Source organism: Photorhabdus akhurstii (genome assembly GCF_019090985.1).
Classification (GTDB): Bacteria; Pseudomonadota; Gammaproteobacteria; order Enterobacterales; family Enterobacteriaceae; genus Photorhabdus; species Photorhabdus akhurstii.
Map to the genome: position 1 here is coordinate 3,632,370 of NZ_CP020335.1, position 22,477 is coordinate 3,654,846.

Here is a 22,477-nt window from a genome sequence, read left to right on the forward strand (position 1 = left end):
GTGCAATCCCTTGTGGATTGCTGTCCGGTTGGTCAGGCTGAATATTCGGATCTAATACCGTTAACCCGACCAATGCCTCTTCGCTCAGAGCCGATCGTCCAATCTTATCCGCCAACACCACTGACGGGGCAACATCATTCAGGATATGCGTCAGACGTTCCCCCGGATAAGTTGGGTCCAACGGCACATACGCCCCTCCGGCTTTCAGTATCGCCAACAGTCCCACTAGCATCGCTGGTGAACGTGTTGCACAAATCACTACCCGCTGGTCCGGTACGACTCCCAGCGTAATCAGTTTGTGAGCAAGACGGTTAGCTCTGCTATTGAGTTCAGCATAGCTGAGGATTTGTTCTTGATACTCTAACGCCGTGGCCTCTGGGGTTTGCTCCACCTGTTGTTCAAACAACTGATGAATACATAACATCTCAGGATACGCGGTTTCAGTGGTATCCCACATTTCCAGCAACAGCTTTCGCTCCACCTCTGGCAAAATATTTAATGCCCGCACCGGCGTCTCAGGCCGCCGTTCAAGTGCTTCCGCCAGACTTTCCAGCGCCTGCTGCATATAACCGCATATGCGATCCGGATCAAACGGCTGGACAATTTGAGCCGTCAGCCCCAGAGCATCGCCAAAATCCTCCACTGACAGGGTAAACGGATAGTTAGTCCGCTCCTGCCCACTTAAGAATTCAATGCCCTTCATTGTTTCATCCGGCGCTACCAGAGAGAGGTTATGCCGGTAGTTTAATAATGCGTTGAAGAGCGGCGTACCACTAGCGACACTGCTGCAACGCTGCGCCAGCGCCAGAGACGCATGCTCATGAGCTAATAATCCAGCCAATCGGGTATGAGCGGCCTGCACACTGTCTCGTACCGAGGTCTCATCGATATCCAACCGCAGCGGCAAGGTATTAATAAACAGCCCCATGCCGCTGTCGGCCCCATCTCCCGCCGCCATGCGCCCAAACAGCACCGTGCCAAACACCACTTGTTCCTGCTCGCTGGCGCACGATAGTACCTGTGCCCAGGCCAGATGACACAAGGCCGCCAGACTGACGCCCAACTGTCTCGCCTGATGACGTAAACGGTTATTGAGTTCGACTGACAACATCCGGTGCGATTCCGTCACCTGTGATCCATCACGATATACCTCCGTCAAACCAAACGGCAAGGTCGGTTCATCTACCTCGACTAACATGTCAGTAAAGAAGCGGGTATGTTCTTCCTGACTGACGCCTAACCGGGCCTGCGCCACCAGATTGCGGAAAGGTGTCGGCGCTGGCAGACTCTCCTCCTGCCCGTTCAGATAAGCTTGTACTTCACGGTTCATTACGTCCAACGTGGTATGGTCGCCAATCAGATGGTGCAACAATTGCTGTACAATCCAGCGGCCATCAACCTCTTGCGCCACCACAAAGCGCAATAACGGCGCCTCGCCCAAATCGAGACGATGATGACGGGGGTCAAAACGCTGGGTTAACTGATCACTAGCTCGCCCATCCGCCGGATTCAAATCCAGTTCCATCACTGACAAAGCGGCTTGACGCCAGACCACCTGAACCGGTACAGACAACTCTCGCCAGATAAAGGCGGTACGCAGGATATCATGGCGATCAACCACCTGTTGTACCGCCGCCAGATAACGGTCTAGCAAAGCGCGATCAGCAAAGGCTATCTGACTGACCACCAGATACGGATCACCTTCGTTTGCCAATAAGTGGTGGAACAAAATACCATCCTGCAACGGCGACAAGGCATAAATATCCTGAATATTGGTCATCCCGCCCGGCACTTGCCCGACGATACAGTCAATGTCAGCTTGGGTCAGATCTACCAGCAGCAACATCTCCGGTGTAATTGTCGTCGTCGCTGACGTAATCACATTCGGCGGCACTGCCACAGCACGATATTGCCCTAATGTTTGGGCCAGTTCAGATAACACCGGCGACTGGAACAGGTCACGCACCGCCAGTGTCAGCCCCAGGTGACGCAGACGTTCAATCATCCGTACAGCAAGCAGAGAATGGCCGCCCAGCGCGAAGAAGCTATCGTACCGGCTAATCTGTTCTATACCTAACAACTCACGCCAGATAGCCGCCAATGCGATTTCCGTTTTCCCTTGCGGCGCTGCATAAATCTGACGAGCAAAAGCCTCGCCGTCCGGTGCCGGTAGCGCCCGACGATCCAGCTTCCCATTCGGCGTTAACGGGAAAGCATCCAGCCGCACAAAGGCTGACGGTACCATGTAGTCAGGCAACATTTTACTCAGGTGAGTACGCAAACTATTCACCAACCCGTCATCCACTGGCGCCGCCACATAAGCAACCAGACGTTTATCCGGCCCATCCCCCAGCGCCAGCACAGCCGCCTCACGCACAGCCGGGTGCTCTATCAGACGGGTTTCAATTTCCCCTGGCTCAATGCGGAAACCGCGGATTTTAACCTGCTGGTCGTTGCGGCCCACAAACACTAAATCCCCCTTCGGCAGGTAACGGGCCAAATCTCCGGTACGGTACATCCGGGCATCCGGTCGATCACTAAACGGATCAATCAGGAAACGTTCCGCTGTCAGCTCTGGGCGATTCAAATAACCACGGGCCACACCGGCGCCACCCACATACAACTCACCCTCCGCTCCTAACGGCACCGGCTGGCCATATTTATCCAACAGATAGAGGGTTAAATCCGGAATACGCGCACCAATAGGACTGGTTATCTGTTCCACATCATGCGGATTCAGTTCCCGATAAGTCACATGAACTGTTGTCTCCGTGATACCGTACATATTGACTAACTGCGGTGACGTCTCTTCACGCAGGCGATACCACGGCCGTAACATACCGGGTTCAAGAGCTTCTCCTCCAAAGATGATATAACGCAACTGGTCCGGTAATGGGTTATCAACATAACTGGCAATAAAGGCTTTGAAAGCGCTCGGCGTCTGATTCAATACCGTGATACCGTGCTGGCACACGAATTGATGCAGCTCTTGAGGGGAACGGGCAATCGCGTGCGGCACCAGAACCAGTTTAGCACCGTAACGTAACGCCCCCCATAATTCCCACACCGAGAAGTCAAAGGCGATAGAATGGAACAAGCACCAAACATCTTGTCGATTAAAGTGATACCAGGATTCAGTCGCCTCAAACAAACGCAGAATATTACGATGTTCGACCATCACCCCCTTCGGCGTGCCGGTTGAGCCAGAGGTGTAAATCACATACGCCAAATGCCGGGAAGTCAATGTAGATAGCTGTGGATTGCCATCCGGTTGATCAGGCAAGATATTGGGGTCGAGTACAGTCAGACCAGCCAGCGTTTTCTCGCCCAGTGCATCACGTCCGATATCATCCGCCAGCACCATAGCCGGAGCGGCATCGGTCAGAATATGCGCCAAACGCTCCCCGGTATAAACCGGGTCCAACGGCACATAGGCGCCACCGGCTTTCAGTATTGCCAATACCCCCACCACCATTGCCGGCGAACGTGACACGCAAATCGCCACTCGCTGATCCGGCTCTACGCCCAACGCGATAAGCTGATGGGCTAACCGGTTAGCACGGGCATTTAATTCCGCATAACTGAGCGCCTGATCTTCATACACTAACGCTATCGCATCAGGGGTTTGCTCCACCTGTTGTTCAAATAATTGATGAATACATGACACATCAGGATATGTGGTTTCCGTGGCGTTCCAGGTTGTTAACAACAATGTACGCTCCGCTTCCGGCACAATTTTTAACTGATGTACCGACATTTTCGGCGCCTGTTCTAGTGCTTCCACCAAGCTCTCCAGTGCCTGTTGCATGTAGCCGCATATCCGTTCTGGTTCAAACGGCTGGACAACTTGAGCGGTCAATCCCAATGCTTCGCCAAAATCCTCCACCGACAGTACTAACGGGTAGTTAGTTCGCTCATGTGCCTCAAGAAACTCAATACCGTCTATCTGTCCATCTGACGTTGCCGACAAGGCATTATGTCGATAGTTCAGCAAGCTACTAAAGAGGGGGATCTCGCCCTGCACGCCACTGCAACGCTGGGCCAGCGCCAGTGAAGCATGTTCATGTTCTAATAATCCGGCCAGTCGGGTATGAGCGGCCCGTACACTGTCCTGTACCGGCGTATTATCGATGTCCAACCGTAACGGCAAGGTATTGATAAACAGCCCCATGCCATTGTCGGTACCCTCTCCCGTCGCCATGCGTCCAAACAGCACGGTACCGAACACCACTTGCTCCTGATCGCTGGTATGCGACAACACCTGTGCCCAGGCCAGATGGCACAACGCCGCCAGACTGACGCCCAAACGCCGAGCCTGACCGCGCAGGCGATCATTCAGTTCAGGCGCCAACATCCGATGGGATTCCGCCACCTGTGAACCATCACGATGTACTTCCGTCAAACCAAACGGCAGCGTCGGTTCATCCACACCAGCCAACATCTCGCTAAAGAAGCGAATATGTTCCGTTTGACTGACACCCAACCGAGCCTGTGCCACCAGATTGCGGAAAGGCGTCGGCACAGGCAGGCTTTCTGCCTGTCCGTCCAGATAAACTTGAACTTCACGGTTCATCACGTCCAACGTGGTATGGTCGCCAATCAGGTGATGCAGTAATTGCTGTACCATCCAGCGCCCATCAGTCTCCTGCGCCGCCACAAACCGCAACAATGGCGCTTGGTTCAAGTCAAGACGATAATGACGGGGATTAAAACGTTGAGTCAGTTGTTCACAAATCGGCCCATCCGCCGGGTTCAGCGTCAATTCAGTGACCGATAAAGGCGCCTGACGCCAAACCACTTGAACCGGCACAGATAATCCTTGCCAGAGAAAAGCAGTACGCAGGATATCGTGACGTTCAATCACCTGTTTCACTGCCGCTAAATAACGGTCTAGCAAAGCGCGATCAGCAAAAGCCATCTGACTGATCACCAGATAGGGATCACCTTCGCTCGCCAATAAGTGATGGAACAAAATACCGTCCTGCAACGGTGACAAGGCATAAATATCCTGAATATTGGCCATCCCACCCGGCACTTGCCCGACGATACTGTCAATGTCAGCCTGAGTCAGATCTACCAGCGGCAACATTCCCGGCGTAATTGTCGTCGTTGCTGACGTAATGACATTTGGCGGTACCACCACAGCCCGATGCTGCCCCAACGTTTGCGCCAATTCAGACAACACTGGCGACTGAAACAGATCACGTACCGCCAGTGTCAGCCCCAGGTGACGCAAGCGTTCAATCATCCGTACCGCCAGCAGAGAATGGCCCCCCAGCGCGAAGAAGCTATCGTGCCGACTGATCTGTTCAATACCAAGCAACTCACGCCAGATAGCCGCCAATGTGGTTTCTGTCTCCCCTTGCGGCGCTGCATAAATCTGACGGGCAAAAGCCTCGCCGTCCGGGGCCGGCAAGGCCCGACGATCCAATTTACCGTTCGGCGTTAGCGGAAACGCATCCAGCCGTACAAAGGCCGACGGCACCATATAATCCGGTAAAATAGCGCTTAGGTAGGTACGCAGACTATTCGCCAGCCCCTCATCCGCGAGCGCCACGACATAGGCAACCAAACGCTTATCCTGCCCGTCCCCAAACGCCAACACCACCGATTCACTCACCGCTGGGTGTTCTACCAATCGAGCCTCAATTTCACCCGGTTCAATGCGGAAACCGCGGATTTTAACCTGCTGGTCGTTGCGGCCCACAAACACTAAATCCCCTTCCGGCAGGTAACGGGCTAAATCCCCAGTGCGGTACATGCGGGCGCCCGGTTGATCACTAAACGGATCAATCAGGAAACGTTCCGCCGTCAGCTCTGGGCGATTCAGATAACCCCGAGCTACACCCGCCCCCCCGACATACAATTCACCTGTTACCCCTAACGGCACCGGCTGACCGTATTTATCCAACAGATAGAGGGTTAAATCCGGAATACGCGTACCAATAGGACTGGTTATCTGTTCCACATCATGCGGACTCAGTTCCCGGTAAGTCACATGAACCGTTGTCTCCGTGATACCGTACATATTCACCAGCCTTGGCGAGGTCTCTTCACGCAGGCGATACCACGGTCGCAACATACCCGGATCGAGGGCTTCTCCCCCAAAGATGATATAACGCAACTGGTCCGGTAATGGATTGTCAACATAACTGGCAATAAAGGCTTTGAAAGCGCTCGGCGTCTGATTCAATACCGTGATACCGTGCTGACACACGAATTGATGCAGCTCTTGAGGGGAACGAGCGATCGCATGCGGCACCAGAACCAGTTTAGCGCCATAGCGTAACGCCCCCCATAATTCCCACACCGAGAAATCAAACGCAATGGAATGGAACAGGCACCAAATATCTTGCCGGTTAAAGTGATACCAGGATTCCGTCGCGTCAAACAAACGCTGGATATTACGATGCTCGACCATCACCCCCTTCGGCGTTCCCGTCGAACCCGAGGTGTAAATTATATAAGCCAGATGCTGTGCGGTTAATGCCGGTACTTGTGGGTTACTATCCGGCTGATCAGGCAAAATATTAGGATCGAGCACAGTCAGAGTAGCCAGCGTTTTCTCATCCAGCGCACTACGCCCGGTATCATCCGCCAGCACCATAGCCGGCGCGGCATCAGTCAAAATATGCGCCAAACGCTCCCCGGTATAAACCGGGTCCAACGGCACATAGGCGCCACCGGCTTTCAGTATTGCCAATACCCCCACCACCATTGCTAGTGAACGCGACACGCAAATCGCCACTGGCTGATCGGGTACAACGCCCAGCGCGATAAGCTGATGAGCCAACCGGTTAGCACGGGCGTTTAATTCCGCATAACTGAGGGTTTGATCTTCATACACTAATGCTATCGCATCCGGGGTTTGTTCCACTTGTTGTTCAAACAAATGATGAACACATAACGCCTCAGGATAGGAGGTTTCCGTCGCATTCCAGGTTTCCAGCAACAATCTGCGCTCTGCTGGGGACAGGATATCAATTTCTCCGATGAGCTGTTGAGGGTTAGCCGCCATCGCTTGCAGCACCACGTGCAGATATTCCACCTGCCGCTCCATCGTCGATGGATCAAACAGGGCGGTGGCATAATTCAACGCCCCAACAATTCTGCCCTCCTCTTCTGACAAACCCAGTTCAAGATCAAACTTGACAACATCAACGGCCTGATCGACCGGTGAGACTGTCAGCTTCGGCAGTTCCCAGTCCGTGCTCTCATTGTTCTGCCAGGCAAATATCACCTGGAATAATGGGGTATGCGCCAACCGGCGCGGCGGCTGCACAATTTCCACCACCTGTTCAAACGGTAAATCCTGATGCTCCTGTGCCGTCAATGCGGTTTGCCAAACTCGCGTCAGCAACTCAGTCACGGTCAGCTCACCCGATAAATCCATGCGCAATGCCAGCGTATTGACAAAGAAGCCAATCAACGGCTCCACTTCCTGACGACTACGGCCCGCGCTCGGGGTGCCAATCACCACATCTTCCTGACCTGACATACGCGATAGAACCACCGCCCAGGCTGACAACAGCGTCATAAATAAGGTGACGCCGTGCTGTTCACTCAGACGCTTAAGGGCGGTCGTTAATTCAACATCTAAGTTAACCGACACGGCATCTCCGGCAAACGCCTGCTCCGGCGGACGGGGCCGGTCAGTAGGCAAATCCAACAAGACTGGCGCATCAGTCAACATTGTACGCCAATAGTCAGACTGCACCTGAATACGTTCAGCCGACAGCCACTGACGCTGCCAGGCGGCGTAATCCGGGTATTGAATCGCCAACGGCGGCAACGGATCGGATTGCCCGGCCATAAATGCCGTATAGAGCGTGTTCAGTTCCTGTATCAGTACATTGGCAGACCAGCCATCGGAAATAATGTGATGCAAAGTCAGCAAAAATTGATATTCGTCATCGGTGAGCCGGATGAGCGCAGCACGGATAAGCGGGCCGCTTTCAAGATCAAATGACGCGTGAGCCTCTTCCACGCTTAGACGCTCAAGAACAACATCCGCATCCGGGAGTCCGCGCAGATCATATTGCGATAACAGTAAGCCACTATTCGACGCCAACAACCGTACTTGCGGCTGACCATCAATAGAGACAAAGACAGAGCGTAACGCTTCATGACGGGCAAATAAGGTATCCAGGGCTTTCTGCCAAGCCATGATATCCAATTGACCAGACAAGCGCAGGGCCATCGGGATATGATAAGTTTCACTGACGCCCTCAAGCTGCGCCAGGAACCACAAGCGCTGTTGAGCAAATGATAATGGTAATTCTCCTTCACGGGATATCGGCATGATGGCCGGCAGGATAGTATCCGGTTGCTCCTTCCGGGCCTGCATGACTTCAGCAAATGCCTTTAACGAAGGGGATTTAAACAGGGTGGTTAATGGCAGTTCGATACCTAAAGCGGCTACCCGGTTCATCACCCGCACAGCCAGCAACGAATGACCGCCCAGAGCAAAGAAATTGTCATACCGGCTGATCTGCTCAATCCCCAGAACTTCACGCCAAATCGCCGCCAGCGCCATTTCCGTTTCTCCCTGAGGCGCTTCGTAAACCTGACGGGCAACAGCTTCATTGTCCGGTGTTGGCAACGCTTGACGATCCAGCTTACCGTTAGGTGTTAACGGAAACGCATCTAGTCGCACAAAGGCCGCCGGCACCATGTAATCAGGCAACTGAATACTCAGATGTTCGCGTAAACGGTTAATCAACCCCTCGTGAGCTTCCGCCGCCACATAGGCCACCAGCCGTTTTTCCTGCCCTTCCCCTTGCGCCAATACCACGGCTTCACTCACCGCCGGGTGTTCCACTAACCGGGCCTCAATTTCCCCCGGTTCAATGCGGAAGCCACGGATTTTAACCTGCTGGTCGTTACGGCCCAGAAATTCCAGATTACCGTCCGGCAAATAACGGGCTAAATCTCCGGTGCGGTACATACGGGCATCCGGCACATCACTAAACGGATCGATAAGGAAACGTTCCGCCGTTAAGTCAGGACGATTGAAGTAGCCACGCGCCACTCCCGCGCCCCCGATATAAATTTCCCCCACCACGCCCAACGGCGCCGGTTGACCATACTCGTCCAGTAAGTAAAGACAGGTGTTGGCTATCGGACGTCCGATGCTTTCAATAATCCGGTCCCCCCGCTGTATCGGCAACCAGGCAGAATAGGTTGTCGTTTCAGAAGGCCCATAAAGATTACATAATCGCTGTATTTGTGTTTTCTCGAAAATCTGTTCAATTAAAGCGCCTTTAAGCGGTTCCCCCGCCAGATTAACGGTATGAACCGACGCCATCAGCGCCTGAGCCTGCAATAACGGTTTCATCGCAGACGGGACTGAATTGATCAAAGTCACCGGCAGGGCATGCTGCATCAATGACAGCGCATCCTCCACCAGATAAATCGCCGCACCACGGAACAATGGCATAAAACATTCAAAAATGGACAAGTCGAAATTCATCGACGTCGAGAAAAGCACCTTGCGACTCTCTTCCGTTTCAAAAGCCTGCTGCGCCCAGTATAGGAAGTTAACCGTATTCCGGTGCTCAATCATCACCCCTTTAGGCATCCCCGTGGAGCCGGAGGTGTAAATCACATAGGCCAGATGCCGGGAAGTCAGCCCAGATATCTGCGGGTTATTGTCCACTTGGTTAGGCAGAACATTGGGGTCCAGTACCGTTAATCCAGCCAGCGCTTCCTCGCTTAGCGCCACCCTGCCAGCCTTATCCGCCAACACAATAGCCGGGGCAGCATCACGCAGGATATGTGCCAGACGCCCGCCAGGATAAGTCGGATCTAGCGGCACATAAGCCCCGCCCGCTTTCATCACCGCCAGCAATCCCACTACCATTGCCGGTGAACGCGACACGCAAATCGCCACCCGCTGATCCGGCTCTACCCCTAGTGTAATAAGCTGATGAGCCAACCGGTTAGCACGGGCATTTAATTCAGCATAACTGAGGGTCTGCCCTTCACACACCAAGGCCATCGCCTCCGGAGTTTTCTCCACCTGTTGTTCAAACAATTGATGAACACATAACGTCTCAGGATAGGCGGTTGCCGTGGCATTCCAAGTTTCCAGCAACAACCTGCGCTCCGCCGGAGATAGAATATCAATTTCTCCGACCGGCTGTTGAGGGTTAGCCGCCATCGCTTGCAGCACCGCATGCAGATATCCGACTTGCCGTTCCATTGTCGCTGGATCAAACAGAGCGGCGGCATAACTCAACGCTCCAACAATCCTGCCTTCCTCTTCTAACAGGTTAAGCTCAAGATCAAACTTGACAGCATCAACGGCTTGATCGACCGGCGACACCGCCAGCCCCGGTAATCCCCATTCCGTGCTTTCATTGTTCTGCCAGGCAAACATCACCTGGAATAACGGGGTATGCGCCAGTCGGCGCGGTGGTTGCACGATTTCCACCACCTGTTCAAACGGTAAATCCTGATGCTCCTGTGCCGCCAATGCGGTTTGCCGAACTCGCGCCAGTAATTCCGTCACGGTCAGCTCACCGGATAAATCCATGCGCAACGCCAGCGTATTGACAAAGAAGCCAATCAACGGCTCCACTTCCCGACGACTACGGCCGGCGCTCGGGGTGCCAATCACCACATCTTCCTGACCTGACAGGCGCGACAGGACTATCCCCCAGGCTGACAGCAACGTCATAAATAAGGTGACGCCCTGCTGCTCACTCAGGCGCTTAAGGGCGGTCGTTAACGTCACATCCAGGTTAACCGGCACGGCCTGTCCGGCAAACAACTGCTCCGGCGGACGGGGCCGATCTGTCGGCAAATCCAGCAGAACCGGCGCGTCAGCCAACATTGCACGCCAATAGTCAGACTGAACCTGAATACGTTCAGCCGACAACCACTGACGCTGCCAGGCGGCGTAATCCGGGTATTGAATCGCCAACGGCGGCAACGGATCGGATTGTCCGGCCATAAACGCTGTATAGAGCGTGTTCAGTTCCTGTACCAGCACACTGGCAGACCAGCCATCAGAAATTATGTGATGCTGGGTCAGCAAAAACTGATATTCATCATCAGCGATTCGGATAAGACAGGCGCGGATAAGCGGACCACTGTCAAGGTCAAATGACGCATGGGCTTCCTCCACGCTCAAGCGTTCAAGAACCCCATCCGCATCCGGAACCCCTCGCAGATCATATTGAGATAACAGTAAGCCGCTATCCGGCTCCAACAACCGCACTTGTGGCTGACCATCTACAGAGACAAAAACAGAGCGCAACGCTTCATGGCGGGCAAATAAGGTATCCAGCGCCTTTTGCCAGGCCACGATATCCAACTCACCACACAAACGCAGGGCCATCGGAATATGATAAGTTTCACTGACGCCCTCAAGTTGTGCCAGGAACCACAAGCGTTGTTGAGCAAATGACAACGGTAATTCCCCTTCGCGGGATATCGGCACAATAGCTGGCAGGATAGTATCCGGTTGCTCCTTCCGAGTCTGCATAGCCTCAGCAAATGCCCTTAACGAAGGGAATTTAAACAGGGTGGTTAGCGGCAGTTCGATACCCAAAGCGGCTACCCGGTTCATCACCCGTACCGCCAGCAACGAATGGCCGCCCAAGGCAAAGAAATTGTCATACCGGCTGATCTGTTCAACGCCCAGAACTTCACGCCAAATCGCCGCCAGCGCCATTTCCATTGCTCCCTGAGGCGCTTCGTAAACCTGGCGGACAAAAGCGTCATTGTCCGGCGCCGGTAGCGCTTGACGATCCAATTTACCGTTCGGCGTTAATGGAAACGCATCCAGCCGCACAAAGGCCGACGGCACCATGTAATCAGGTAACTGAATGCTCAGATGTTCGCGTAAACGGTTAATCAACCCCTCGCTCGCTTCTGCCGCCACATAGGCCACCAGCCGTTTTTCCTGCCCTTCCCCTTGCGCTAATACTACCGATTCACTCACCGCCGGGTGTTCCACCAACCGGGATTCAATTTCCCCCGGTTCAATACGGAAGCCGCGAATTTTCACTTGCTGATCATTACGGCCCAGAAATTCCAGATTGCCGTCCGGCAAATAACGGGCCAAATCCCCGGTGCGGTACATCCGGGCATCCGGCACATCACTAAACGGATCAATCAGGAACCGTTCTGCCGTCAAATCAGGGCGATTGAGGTAGCCACGCGCCACTCCCACGCCTCCGATATAAATTTCCCCCACCACGCCCAACGGCGCTGGTCGACCATATTCGTCCAGTAAGTAAAGGCAGGTGTTGGCTATCGGACGGCCGATACTTTCAATGATCCTGTCGCCCCGCTGTATCGACAGCCAGGCAGAATAAGTTGTCGTTTCAGAAGGTCCATAGAGATTACACAACCGCTGTATTTGCGTCTCTTCGAAAATCTGTTCAATTAAGGCGCCTTTAAGCGGTTCCCCCGCCAGATTGACAGTATGGACCGACGCCATCAGCGCCCGAGCCTGCAATAACGGTTTCATCGCAGACGGGACTGAGTTGATCAAAGTCACCGGCAGGGCATGTTGCATCAATGACAACGCATCATCCACCAGATAAATCGCCGCACCGCGAGATAACGGCATAAAACATTCGAAAATGGACAGGTCGAAATTCATCGACGTTGAGAACAGCACTTCGCGGATCTCTTCCATCTCAAAGGCCCGCTGCGCCCAGTGCAAGAAGTTAACCGTATTGCGGTGCTCAATCATCACCCCTTTGGGCGCCCCCGTGGAGCCGGAGGTATAAATCACATAGGCCAGATGACGAGAAGTCAGCTCCGGTACCTGTGGATTACCATCCGGTTGATCAGGCAAGGTATTTGGGTTCAGTACGGTCAGTCTGGTCAGTGCTTCTTCACCCAGTGCAACCCTGCCAGCTTCATCTGCCAACACCACCGCCGGAGCCGCATCGGTCAGAATATGAGCCAGACGCGCGCCAGGATAAGCCGGATCTAACGGCACATAGGCTCCGCCCGCCTTCATTACCGCCAGCAATCCCACCACCATTGCCGGTGAACGCGCCACACAAATCGCCACCCGTTGGTCAGGTGCGACGCCCAGTGCGATAAGCTGATGGGCCAGACGGTTGGCACGAGCATTTAATTCGGCATAACTGAGGGTTTGCTCTTGATACACCAACGCTGTCGCGTCAGGAGTTTGCTCCACCTGTTGTTCAAATAACTGATGAATGCACAACTGGTCAGGGTAGACGGCTTCCGTAGCATTCCAAGTTGTTAACAACAAAGTACGCTCCGCTTCCGGCAGAATTTCCAACTGTCGTACCGGCATTTCCGGGGCCTGTTCCAGCGCTGTCGCCAAGCTCTCCAGTGCTTGCTGCATATAACTGCACAGGCTTTCCGACTCAAACGGCTGCACGACCTGAGCCGTCAGCCCCAGAGCATCGCCAAAATCCTCTACCGATAACATTAACGGATAGTTGGTCCGCTCCTGCGCGCCAAGAAACTCAATACCGCTCATCAAATCATCTGACGTTACCGGCAAAGTATTGTGCCGATAGTTCAACAAGCTATTAAACAGGGGTATCTCACCCCGCACGCCACTGCAACGCTGTGCCAGCGCCAGTGACGCGTGCTCATGTGCTAATAATCCAGCCAATCGGGTATGGGCGGTCTGTACGCTGTTCCGTACTGGGGTATCATCCATATCCAACCGCAACGGCAAGGTATTAATAAACAGCCCCATGCCATTGTCAGCCCCGTCTCCCGCCGCCATACGCCCAAACAGAACCGTACCGAACACCACGTGATCTTGTCCGCTGGTACGCGACAACACCTGCGCCCAAGCCAGATGACACAAAGTCGCCAGACTAACACTCAAACGTCGGGCCTGACTGCGCAAACGGTTATTTAGCTCAGGCGCCAGCATCCGATGGGATTCGATCACTTGCGAGCCATCACGATGCACTTCCGTCAACCCGAACGGTAATGTGGGTTCATCTACCCCCGATAACATGTCAGTAAAGAAACGGGTATGTTCCTCCTGACTCATCCCCAACCGGGCCTGCGCCACCAAATTACGGAAAGGCGCCGGTGTAGACAGGCTCTCCTCCTGACCTGCCAGATACGCCCGCACTTCACGGTGCATCACTTCCATCGTTTCATGGTCGCCAATCAGGTGATGCAACAGTTGCAACAGAACCCAACGGCCATCAGTTTCTTGTGCCGCCACAAAACGTAATAACGGCGCTTCCCTTAAATCAATACGATGCTGACGCGGATCAAAACGCCGGGTTAACTGGTCACTGACCGGACCATCAACCGGGTTTAGTGTTAGCTCCGTCACCGATAAGGCGGCCTGACGCCAGACTACCTGCGCCGGCACTGACAATCCTTGCCAGAGAAAAGCGGTACGCAAAATATCGTGGCGATCAACCACCCGCTGAACCGCGGCCAGATAACGATCCAACAGCGCCCGGTCAGCAAAGGCCATCTGACTGAACAATAGATAGGGATCGCCTTCATTCTCCAGCAAATGGTGGAACAAAATGCCATCCTGCAATGGCGACAGGGCATAGATATCCTGAATATTGGTTATCCCTCCCGGCACCTGCCCGACGATGCAGTCAATATCAGCTTGAGTCAAATCAATCAGCGGCAACATTGCCGGCGTCAACTCTGTGGTTGCTGGCGTAATGACGTTAGGCGGCACTTTCACAGCCTGATGCTGTCCTAATGTTTGCGCCAAATCTGACAACACCGGCGACTGAAACAGATCACGCGCCGTCAGTGTCAATCCCAAGTGACGCAAGCGTCCAATCATACGTACAGCGAGCAACGAATGACCACCCAAGGCAAAAAAGCTGTCATACCGACTTATCTGCTCAATGCCCAATAATTCACGCCAAATCGCCGCCAGCGCTATTTCTGTTTCTCCCCGAGGCTCAGCGTAAACCTGACGGGCAACAATTTCACTGTCCGGCACCGGTAACGCCCGATGATCCAACTTACCGTTCGGCGTCAACGGAAAAGCATCCAGCCGCACAAAGGCCGCTGGCACCATATAGTCAGGTAAAATAGTGCTCAGGTGAGTATGCAAGCTGTCCGCCAGCCCGTCATCCGCTGATTCCACCACATAGGCCACCAGCCGTTTATTCTGACCTTCCCCCTGTACCAACACCGCCACTTCACGCACCGTTGGATGCTCGGCTAACCGGGCCTCAATTTCTTTTGGCTCAATACGAAAACCGCGGATTTTAACCTGCTGATCATTACGGCCCAAGAACTCCAGATTGCCGTCCGGCAGATAACGCGCCAAATCTCCGCTGCGGTACATACGGGCATCCGGGTTATCACTGAACGGATCGACAAGGAAACACTCGGCGGTCAATTCAGGCCGATTAAGGTAACCATAGGCCACCCCATCTCCACCCACATAAATCTCTCCGACCACCCCCAACGGCACCGGTTGGCCATAGGCATCCAACAGATAAACCCGCGTGTTGGCTACCGGTCGGCCAATCGGGATGTTGGTCGCTCCCGGCGCGACTGCATTGATACGGTATGTGGTCGTGAAGGTGGTGCCCTCACTCGGCCCATAGCCATTTAATAGCTGTTGTGGCGGATTCGTGCGCAGCACCTGACCGATAACATGCGGATCAAGGGCATCTCCGCCGACAATCAGGAGCCTTATCTGCGGTAAAACCGGGGACAATTCTTCTGCTAGCTGGTTAAACAATCCAACACTCAACCACAGAACAGTAATTCGCTGAACTTGTAGAACCTGTACAAACTCTAGCGGCGTCAGCAAAGTGGCGTGATCAACAACCACTAACGCGCCGCCATTCAGCAACGGCGCCCAGACTTCAAACGTGCTGGCATCGAAAGCCGGGTTAGCGGCAAAAGCCACCCGGTCATCCGGTTCGATTTCAGCATAGCCGTTGTTAATCACCAGCCGGACCACCGCACGATGCGGCACCAAAACGCCTTTAGGTATCCCGGTCGAGCCGGAGGTGTACATGATATACGCCAACTCAGTGCTGGAACGCGGTAAGTCAAGGTTAAGGCGATCTTCCTCGTTGTCTGTCTCTGTCTCATCTGAGAGACGAAACAGCGGCACAGCCAGATCCGCCGGAATGTCCGCCTGTGTATCGGTAAGCAGCAATCTGGCGGAGCAATCACTTATCAGCCAATTTTTCCGCTCATCCGGCACATTAGGATCTATCGGCACGTAAACAGCACCGGCTTTGAGAATCGCCAATTGCGCCACTACCAGCTCCATCGAGCGCTCTAGCAGAAACGCGACATAATCACCGGGACACATCCCTTGTTCTATGAGTTGACGAGCCAACCGGTTAGCGCGGGCATTTAATTCGGCATAACTGAGGGTCTGATCTTCATACACTAATGCTATCGCGTCAGGGGTTTTCTCCGCCTGTTGTTCAAACAACTGATGGATACATAACGCATCAGGATAGGCGGTTTCCGTGGCGTTCCAATTTTTTAACAGCAACGTCTGTTCCGCTTCCGGCAGAATTTCCAATGCCCGAACAGCCATATCCGGGGTTTGCTCAAGAGCCTCCACCAGACTCTCCAGCGTCTGTTGCATATAGCCACATACCCGTTCTGACTCAAACGGTTGCACTACCTGAGCTGTCAGTCCCAGTGCATCGCCAAAATCTTCCACTGACAGCACTAACGGGTAGTTGGTTCGTTCCTGTATGCCAAGGAATTCAATACCGCCAATCAGTTCATCTGATGCTGCCGATAAGGCATTATGCCGATAGTTCAACAGGGCGCTAAAGAGCGGCGTACCGCTGGCAACCCCACTGCAACGCTGAGCCAGCGCCAGTGACGCATGCTCATGCGCCAGTAATCCGGCGAGTTGGGTATGAGCAATCTGTACACTCTCCCGTACCGGGGTTTCATCGATATCCAACCGCAATGGCAAGGTATTAATAAACAGCCCCATACCATTGTCAGCGCCATCCGCTGCCTGCATACGCCCAAACAGTACGGTGCCAAACACGACTTGCTCTTGACCACTGGTACGCGCCAATACCTGTGCCCAGGCCAGATGGCACAACGCCGCCAGACTGACGCCCAAACGCCGGGCCTGACCGCGCAAACGGGTATTCAACTCAGGCGCCAACATCCGGTGAGATTCCGTCACCTGTGAACCATCACGATGCACCTCTGTCAAGCCGAATGGCAGCGTCGGTTCATCCACTTCCGCCAGCATCTCGGTAAAGAAGCGGGTATGTTCCTCCTGATTCACCCCCAGCCGGGCCTGAGCCACCAGATTGCGGAAAGGCACCGGTACAGGCAGGCTCTCCTCCTGACCTGTTAGATATGCCTGAACTTCGCGGTGCATCACTTCCATTGTTTCATGGTCGCCAATCAGGTGATGCAGCAATTGCAGCAGAATCCAACGGCCATCGGTTTCTTGCGCCACGGCAAAACGCAATAACGGCGCTTCACTCAGGTCGAGACGATGCTGACGAGGATCAAAGTGCCGGATTAACTGCTCTCTGACCGGACCATCAACCGGGTTTAATGTCAGTTCAGTCACCGATAAAGTGGCCTGACGCCAGACCACTTGCGCTGGGACTGACAACCCTTGCCAGATAAAAGCGGTACGTAAGATATCATGGCGATCAACCACCCGTTGCACCACTGCCAGGTAACGATCCAACAGCGCCCGATCAGCAAAAGCCATTTGCCCCGTCAACAGATAGGGATCACCTTCGTTTGCCAGTAAATGGTGGAACAAAATACCATCCTGCAACGGCGACAGGGCGTAGATATCCTGAATATTAGCGGTCCCGCCCGGCACCTGCCCGACGATGCGGTCAATGTCAGCCTGAGTCAAATCAATCAGCGGCAACATCGCTGGCGTCAGGGCCGTAGTTGCTGGCGTAATAACGTTAGGCGGTATTATCACAGCTTGATGCTGTCCCAATGTTTGCGCCAGGTCTGATAACACCGGCGATTGGAACAGATCACGCGCCGTCAGTGTCAATCCCAAGTGACGCAGCCGTTCAACCACCCGTATCGCGAGTAGCGAATGACCACCCAGAGCAAAAAAGCTGTCATACCGGCTTATCTGCTCAATGCCCAGTAATTCACGCCAAATCGCCGCAAGAGCTATTTCTGTTTCTCCTTGAGGCGCTTCGTAAGTCTGACGGGCAAAAGCCTCATCGTCCGGCGCCGGTAGTGCGCGACGATCCAATTTACCGTTCGCCGTTAGCGGAAACGCATCCAGCCGCACAAAGGCTGACGGCACCATATAGTCAGGCAAAATAGCTTGCAGATGAGTACGCAGATTGTTCACCAACCCGTCACGGGCTTCCGCCGCCACATAGGCCACCAGTCGTTTATCCTGCCCTTCCCCCCGCGTCAACACCGCCGCCTCACGCACCGTTGGATGCTCGGCTAACCGGGCTTCAATTTCCCCGAGTTCAACGCGGAAGCCGCGGATTTTAACCTGCTGATCGTTTCGGCCCAGGAATTCCAGATTGCCGTCCGGCAGATAACGGGCCAAATCTCCAGTGCGGTACAGGCGAGCATCCGGGTTATCGCTGAACGGATCGGTAAGGAAACGCTCAGCAGTCAATTCAGGCCGGTTAAGATAACCACAAGCCACCCCATCTCCACCCACATAAATCTCTCCGACCACCCCTAACGGCACCAGCTGACCATAAGCATCCAACAGATAAACCCGCGTGTTGGCTACCGGTCGACCGATCGGGATATTAGTCGCTCCCGGTGCGACTGCATTGATTCGATACGTTGCCGTAAAAGTGGTGCCTTCACTTGGCCCGTAACCATTTAATAGCTGTTGCGGCGGACTGGTATTCAGTACCTGGCCGATAACATGGGGATCAAGGGTATCTCCGCCGACAATCAGAAACTTTATCTGCGGCAAAACCGGAGACAGTTCTACTGCCAGCCGGTTAAACAACCCGACGCTCAACCACAGAACCGTTATTTGCTGAATCTGTAAAGCTTCTACAAACGCCTGCGGCGTCAGCAAAGTGGCGTGATCAACCACCACTAACGCGCCGCCATTAAGCAACGGCGCCCAAACTTCAAACGTGCTGGCGTCAAAAGCTGGATTAGCGGCAAAAGCCACCCGATCATCCGGCCCGATTTCAGCATAGCCATTATTGATAACCAACCGGACTACCGCGCGATGCGGCACCAAAACCCCTTTGGGTGTCCCGGTAGAACCGGAGGTGTACATGATATACGCTAGTTCGGTGCTGGAACGCGGTAAGTCAAGGTTAAGATGCTCTTCTTCACCACCATCCGTATCTGTCTCATCCGAGAGACGAAGCAGCGGCACAGCCAGATCCGCCGGAATATCCGCCTGTGTATCGGTGAGCAGTAATCTGGCGGAGCAATCACTTATCAGCCAGTTTTTTCCGCTCATCCGGCACACTGGGATCAATCGGCACATAAACGGCGCCGGCTTTGAGAATCGCTAATTGCGTCACTACCAGCTCCATCGAACGCGCTAGCAGAAACGCGACATGATCACCGGGACACACCCCTTGTTCGATGAGTTGACGAGCTAACCGATTGGCGCGGGCATTCAGTTCCATATAACTGAAAGTGTTATCTCCCGCTATCAGTGCTATTGCCTCCGGGTTTTTCTCCACCTGTTGTTCAAACAACTGATGAATGCATAACGCCTCTGGATACGCGGTTGCAGTAGCGTTCCAAGTTTCCAGCAACAACCTACGTTCAGTCTCAGGCAATAAATTAAGCTGCCCCACGGGGATTTCATCACTCATCCTTTTTGATGATGCCAGCACCTGCAAATGTTCACTCATCCGCAGAATAACTTCCGGGCTCAGGCGATTTTCATCATAGATCCAGCGAAAACCACCCTGCGCATTGATCTGCAACGTCAGCAATTCGCCGGATACCGCCTGATCACACGATTTGTCATCCTGTATCACCGAAACGGCGATCTGCCACGGTCGGCTTGTTCTTAATTCCGGGATAGAGCGCAGTGAAGGAGAACGGGAAAGAAGATCACGACTAAATGTGCGGTGCCGCGCCAATCGAACAAACTCGTTATCCATCCAGTCAGCTACCACAGACCACGGCTTATCAAACGCCACCTCAACAACCATCGGCGCCACCGATGACAAGCCTGTCAATATATCTGGTTTATCTTTTGCCTCGTCCACACACCAGCCGATTTGGAACTCAGTCTGCTGAGTCAAACGCGCAAGATAGATAACGAATACCTGCAACAGTGTCTGTAATGGGTCTTCTCCACCATTTTTTGGCAATGAAGGCTGCCAGGGGCTGATTCCCCATCGGGGTTCTGCCTGTTTTCCAATCATTTCAAAAGGCAACTGGAGTGGTTGCAACGAGGCAAGACGCTCATACCAAAATGGTTCACTGGGTGCGAGTGTTTGAAGGGTATCTTTTACATTCCGCGCTTGTTGTGAGGAGAGTAAAGGAAGCTGTTTACCCGGTCTAAGTTCCGATATATCGGCAAGCTCTCTGGCAGACAACGGATGACCTTCAAGGGTAGCGAATCCCCCAATCCGCACATCCTCACTGCCGGTCGTCACCTGCCAAGCATCCTCCTCCACACTAATCAACGTACCGGGTAGACCATCAGAGCTCGTGTTCAACCGCTCAAGCCAGGAAATTTGTACCGGGCCCTGCCTCAGCAACAGTTTCGGGCAACCCAATGGGTTTAAATAATTCTCCCCAAAATCTAATGCTCGCACTAAAGCTGACAGGACTTCTCCCGACTGCTCCCAACACAAATATCCTCCCCAATCGGGACGACGCGACTGAGCATAAAAACTCCGTTGCGAGAGATCCTGAGGATAAGTCACCAGTGCGTCGCGCCCCAGATTTTTCAGTAGTTCAACAAATCCTTCCTGAGCCGCCTGATAACATTTCAGATTCAACGAGAAAGCGTTATCCTGTTCCTCAATCGATACCGGCCATTGCACGGCAATATCGCCGGTATCCACACCGCCTTCAATACAGTGCCAAGAAATAGCGTAATGTGTCTCCCGAGCTAACAACGCCCAAGAGGTTGCATGACTACCCGCATAGCGTGGCAGGGGGCTATTATGATAATTAAAAGCCCCGCCACGAATTTGTTCAATGAGCGCCACCGGCAAGATGATTGGGTTAACGATTGAAAAAAGCCAATCGACAGGCTGTGACGTGATTTGTTCTTGTAATGCATCAACCGAGTTCACACAAACAATCCCTTGTTGGGCAGCCCATGTTTGTAGAACAGTATCAGTAGATAGTACTGCTTGTATGGTATGCCCAGCCGCCAGAATTTGTTCAGCACAGAACACCGCAAGGGTCGTTCCCCCCACCACAACGCATATTCGTGATGGAATCGATGTATCATACGTATTATGAGTTATATTTTCACATGATATCTGAGAGAGAGCTTGGTCTTTAAGAACATTTCCCGCTGTAGCAATGTTACCTTTCATCTATTACCTCAACGAATCTGTTAGAAATTTGAAAACTGTCATACCCGACAGCCATCACCAATATTTCTTTCTTACTTCTTGCCCCCAAGAAATAAAATCGGACGTATCCGACATCAATTCAAAATATTCAAAAACCGTGTTGTCGCTCGATTAATAACGGCCAATTAGTTATTTTTCATGCTAATACATCCAATAACCGAACAAATAATCGACCTTAATTACACAAATAAAACACTCTATTCTTGTCACTATAATGACATTATTATATTCAATACCATAAAGAAACATTACAAATTACAATTAACATCATCACATATTATTTCATAATAATAAAATAATGTGACATGTATAATAATAAACTCAATAAAATATTGATTGTAACGAGATATATTCCAATTAGATCGTTTTGTGATGTTATTTTTCTGACGCCCAGAGATATTTATCAACACGTGGTGCAAGATGGGATTAAATTTAATATTATTCAATTATATACCCCTCCCAATATGACTATTTTACTTGCTATTCTTTGCCATAGAGAACAAGGCGAATTACCCTTCACATATTACGTGTATACGCCGGGCTATCTGCACCGTCCGTATTTGCTGTTCATTTATAAAAACGGCCCGCAACAATTACCCCTAATAGGTAAGGTCTTTAATTATCACGAGCATTTAAAATAAACCCGATATATTCCAAAGCGAGATCATGAAATTAAAGGTAATTAAACCAGCCTATATCACCACCAAAAAACACATTACCATGATCACACCTTCAATTATCTTCTCATAATTATCTATTACAATAAATATTCCCAACAATAACACCACAATTAAAAATATAATTTCGATACCAAGGCAATCAACAAAATAAAATAAAATCAACAATCAAATCCGTTTGAGTTCACACAATATAAAATAGCAACAATAATAACAAAGAAACCTAAAAAAATAACTTATATGGGAATGATAACTTCCCTTATTCTATTTTAATGCATAAAAAATCCGGTATAATAAATACATACCGGATTATCA

General features: G+C 52.5%; 2 protein-coding genes (1 of these 2 running past the window's edge). Both read right to left on the reverse strand.

Annotation, left to right across the window (positions count from 1 at the left end):
* A protein-coding gene (locus tag B0X70_RS25680; RefSeq protein WP_217469780.1) for a non-ribosomal peptide synthase/polyketide synthase crosses the window boundary here: on the reverse strand, positions 1-19,390 show its 5' portion. 14,963 nt of this gene lie to the left of the window's left edge; 19,390 of the gene's 34,353 nt are visible here — the first part of the coding sequence; its start codon is at positions 19,388-19,390; its stop codon lies off the left edge, out of view.
* Positions 19,362-21,446, reverse strand: coding sequence for an AMP-binding protein (locus tag B0X70_RS25540; RefSeq protein ID WP_217469781.1), 2,085 nt, complete (start codon positions 21,444-21,446; stop codon positions 19,362-19,364). The genes B0X70_RS25680 and B0X70_RS25540 overlap by 29 nt, the downstream gene beginning before the upstream one ends.
* Positions 21,447-22,477: the final 1,031 nt, after the last annotated feature.

What these genes read in the sequence shown, in the direction of transcription:
- B0X70_RS25540 (WP_217469781.1), bottom strand. Translation starts at nt 21,446, where the DNA reads ATGAAAGGTAACATTGCTACAGCGGGAAATGTTCTTAAAGACCAAGCT.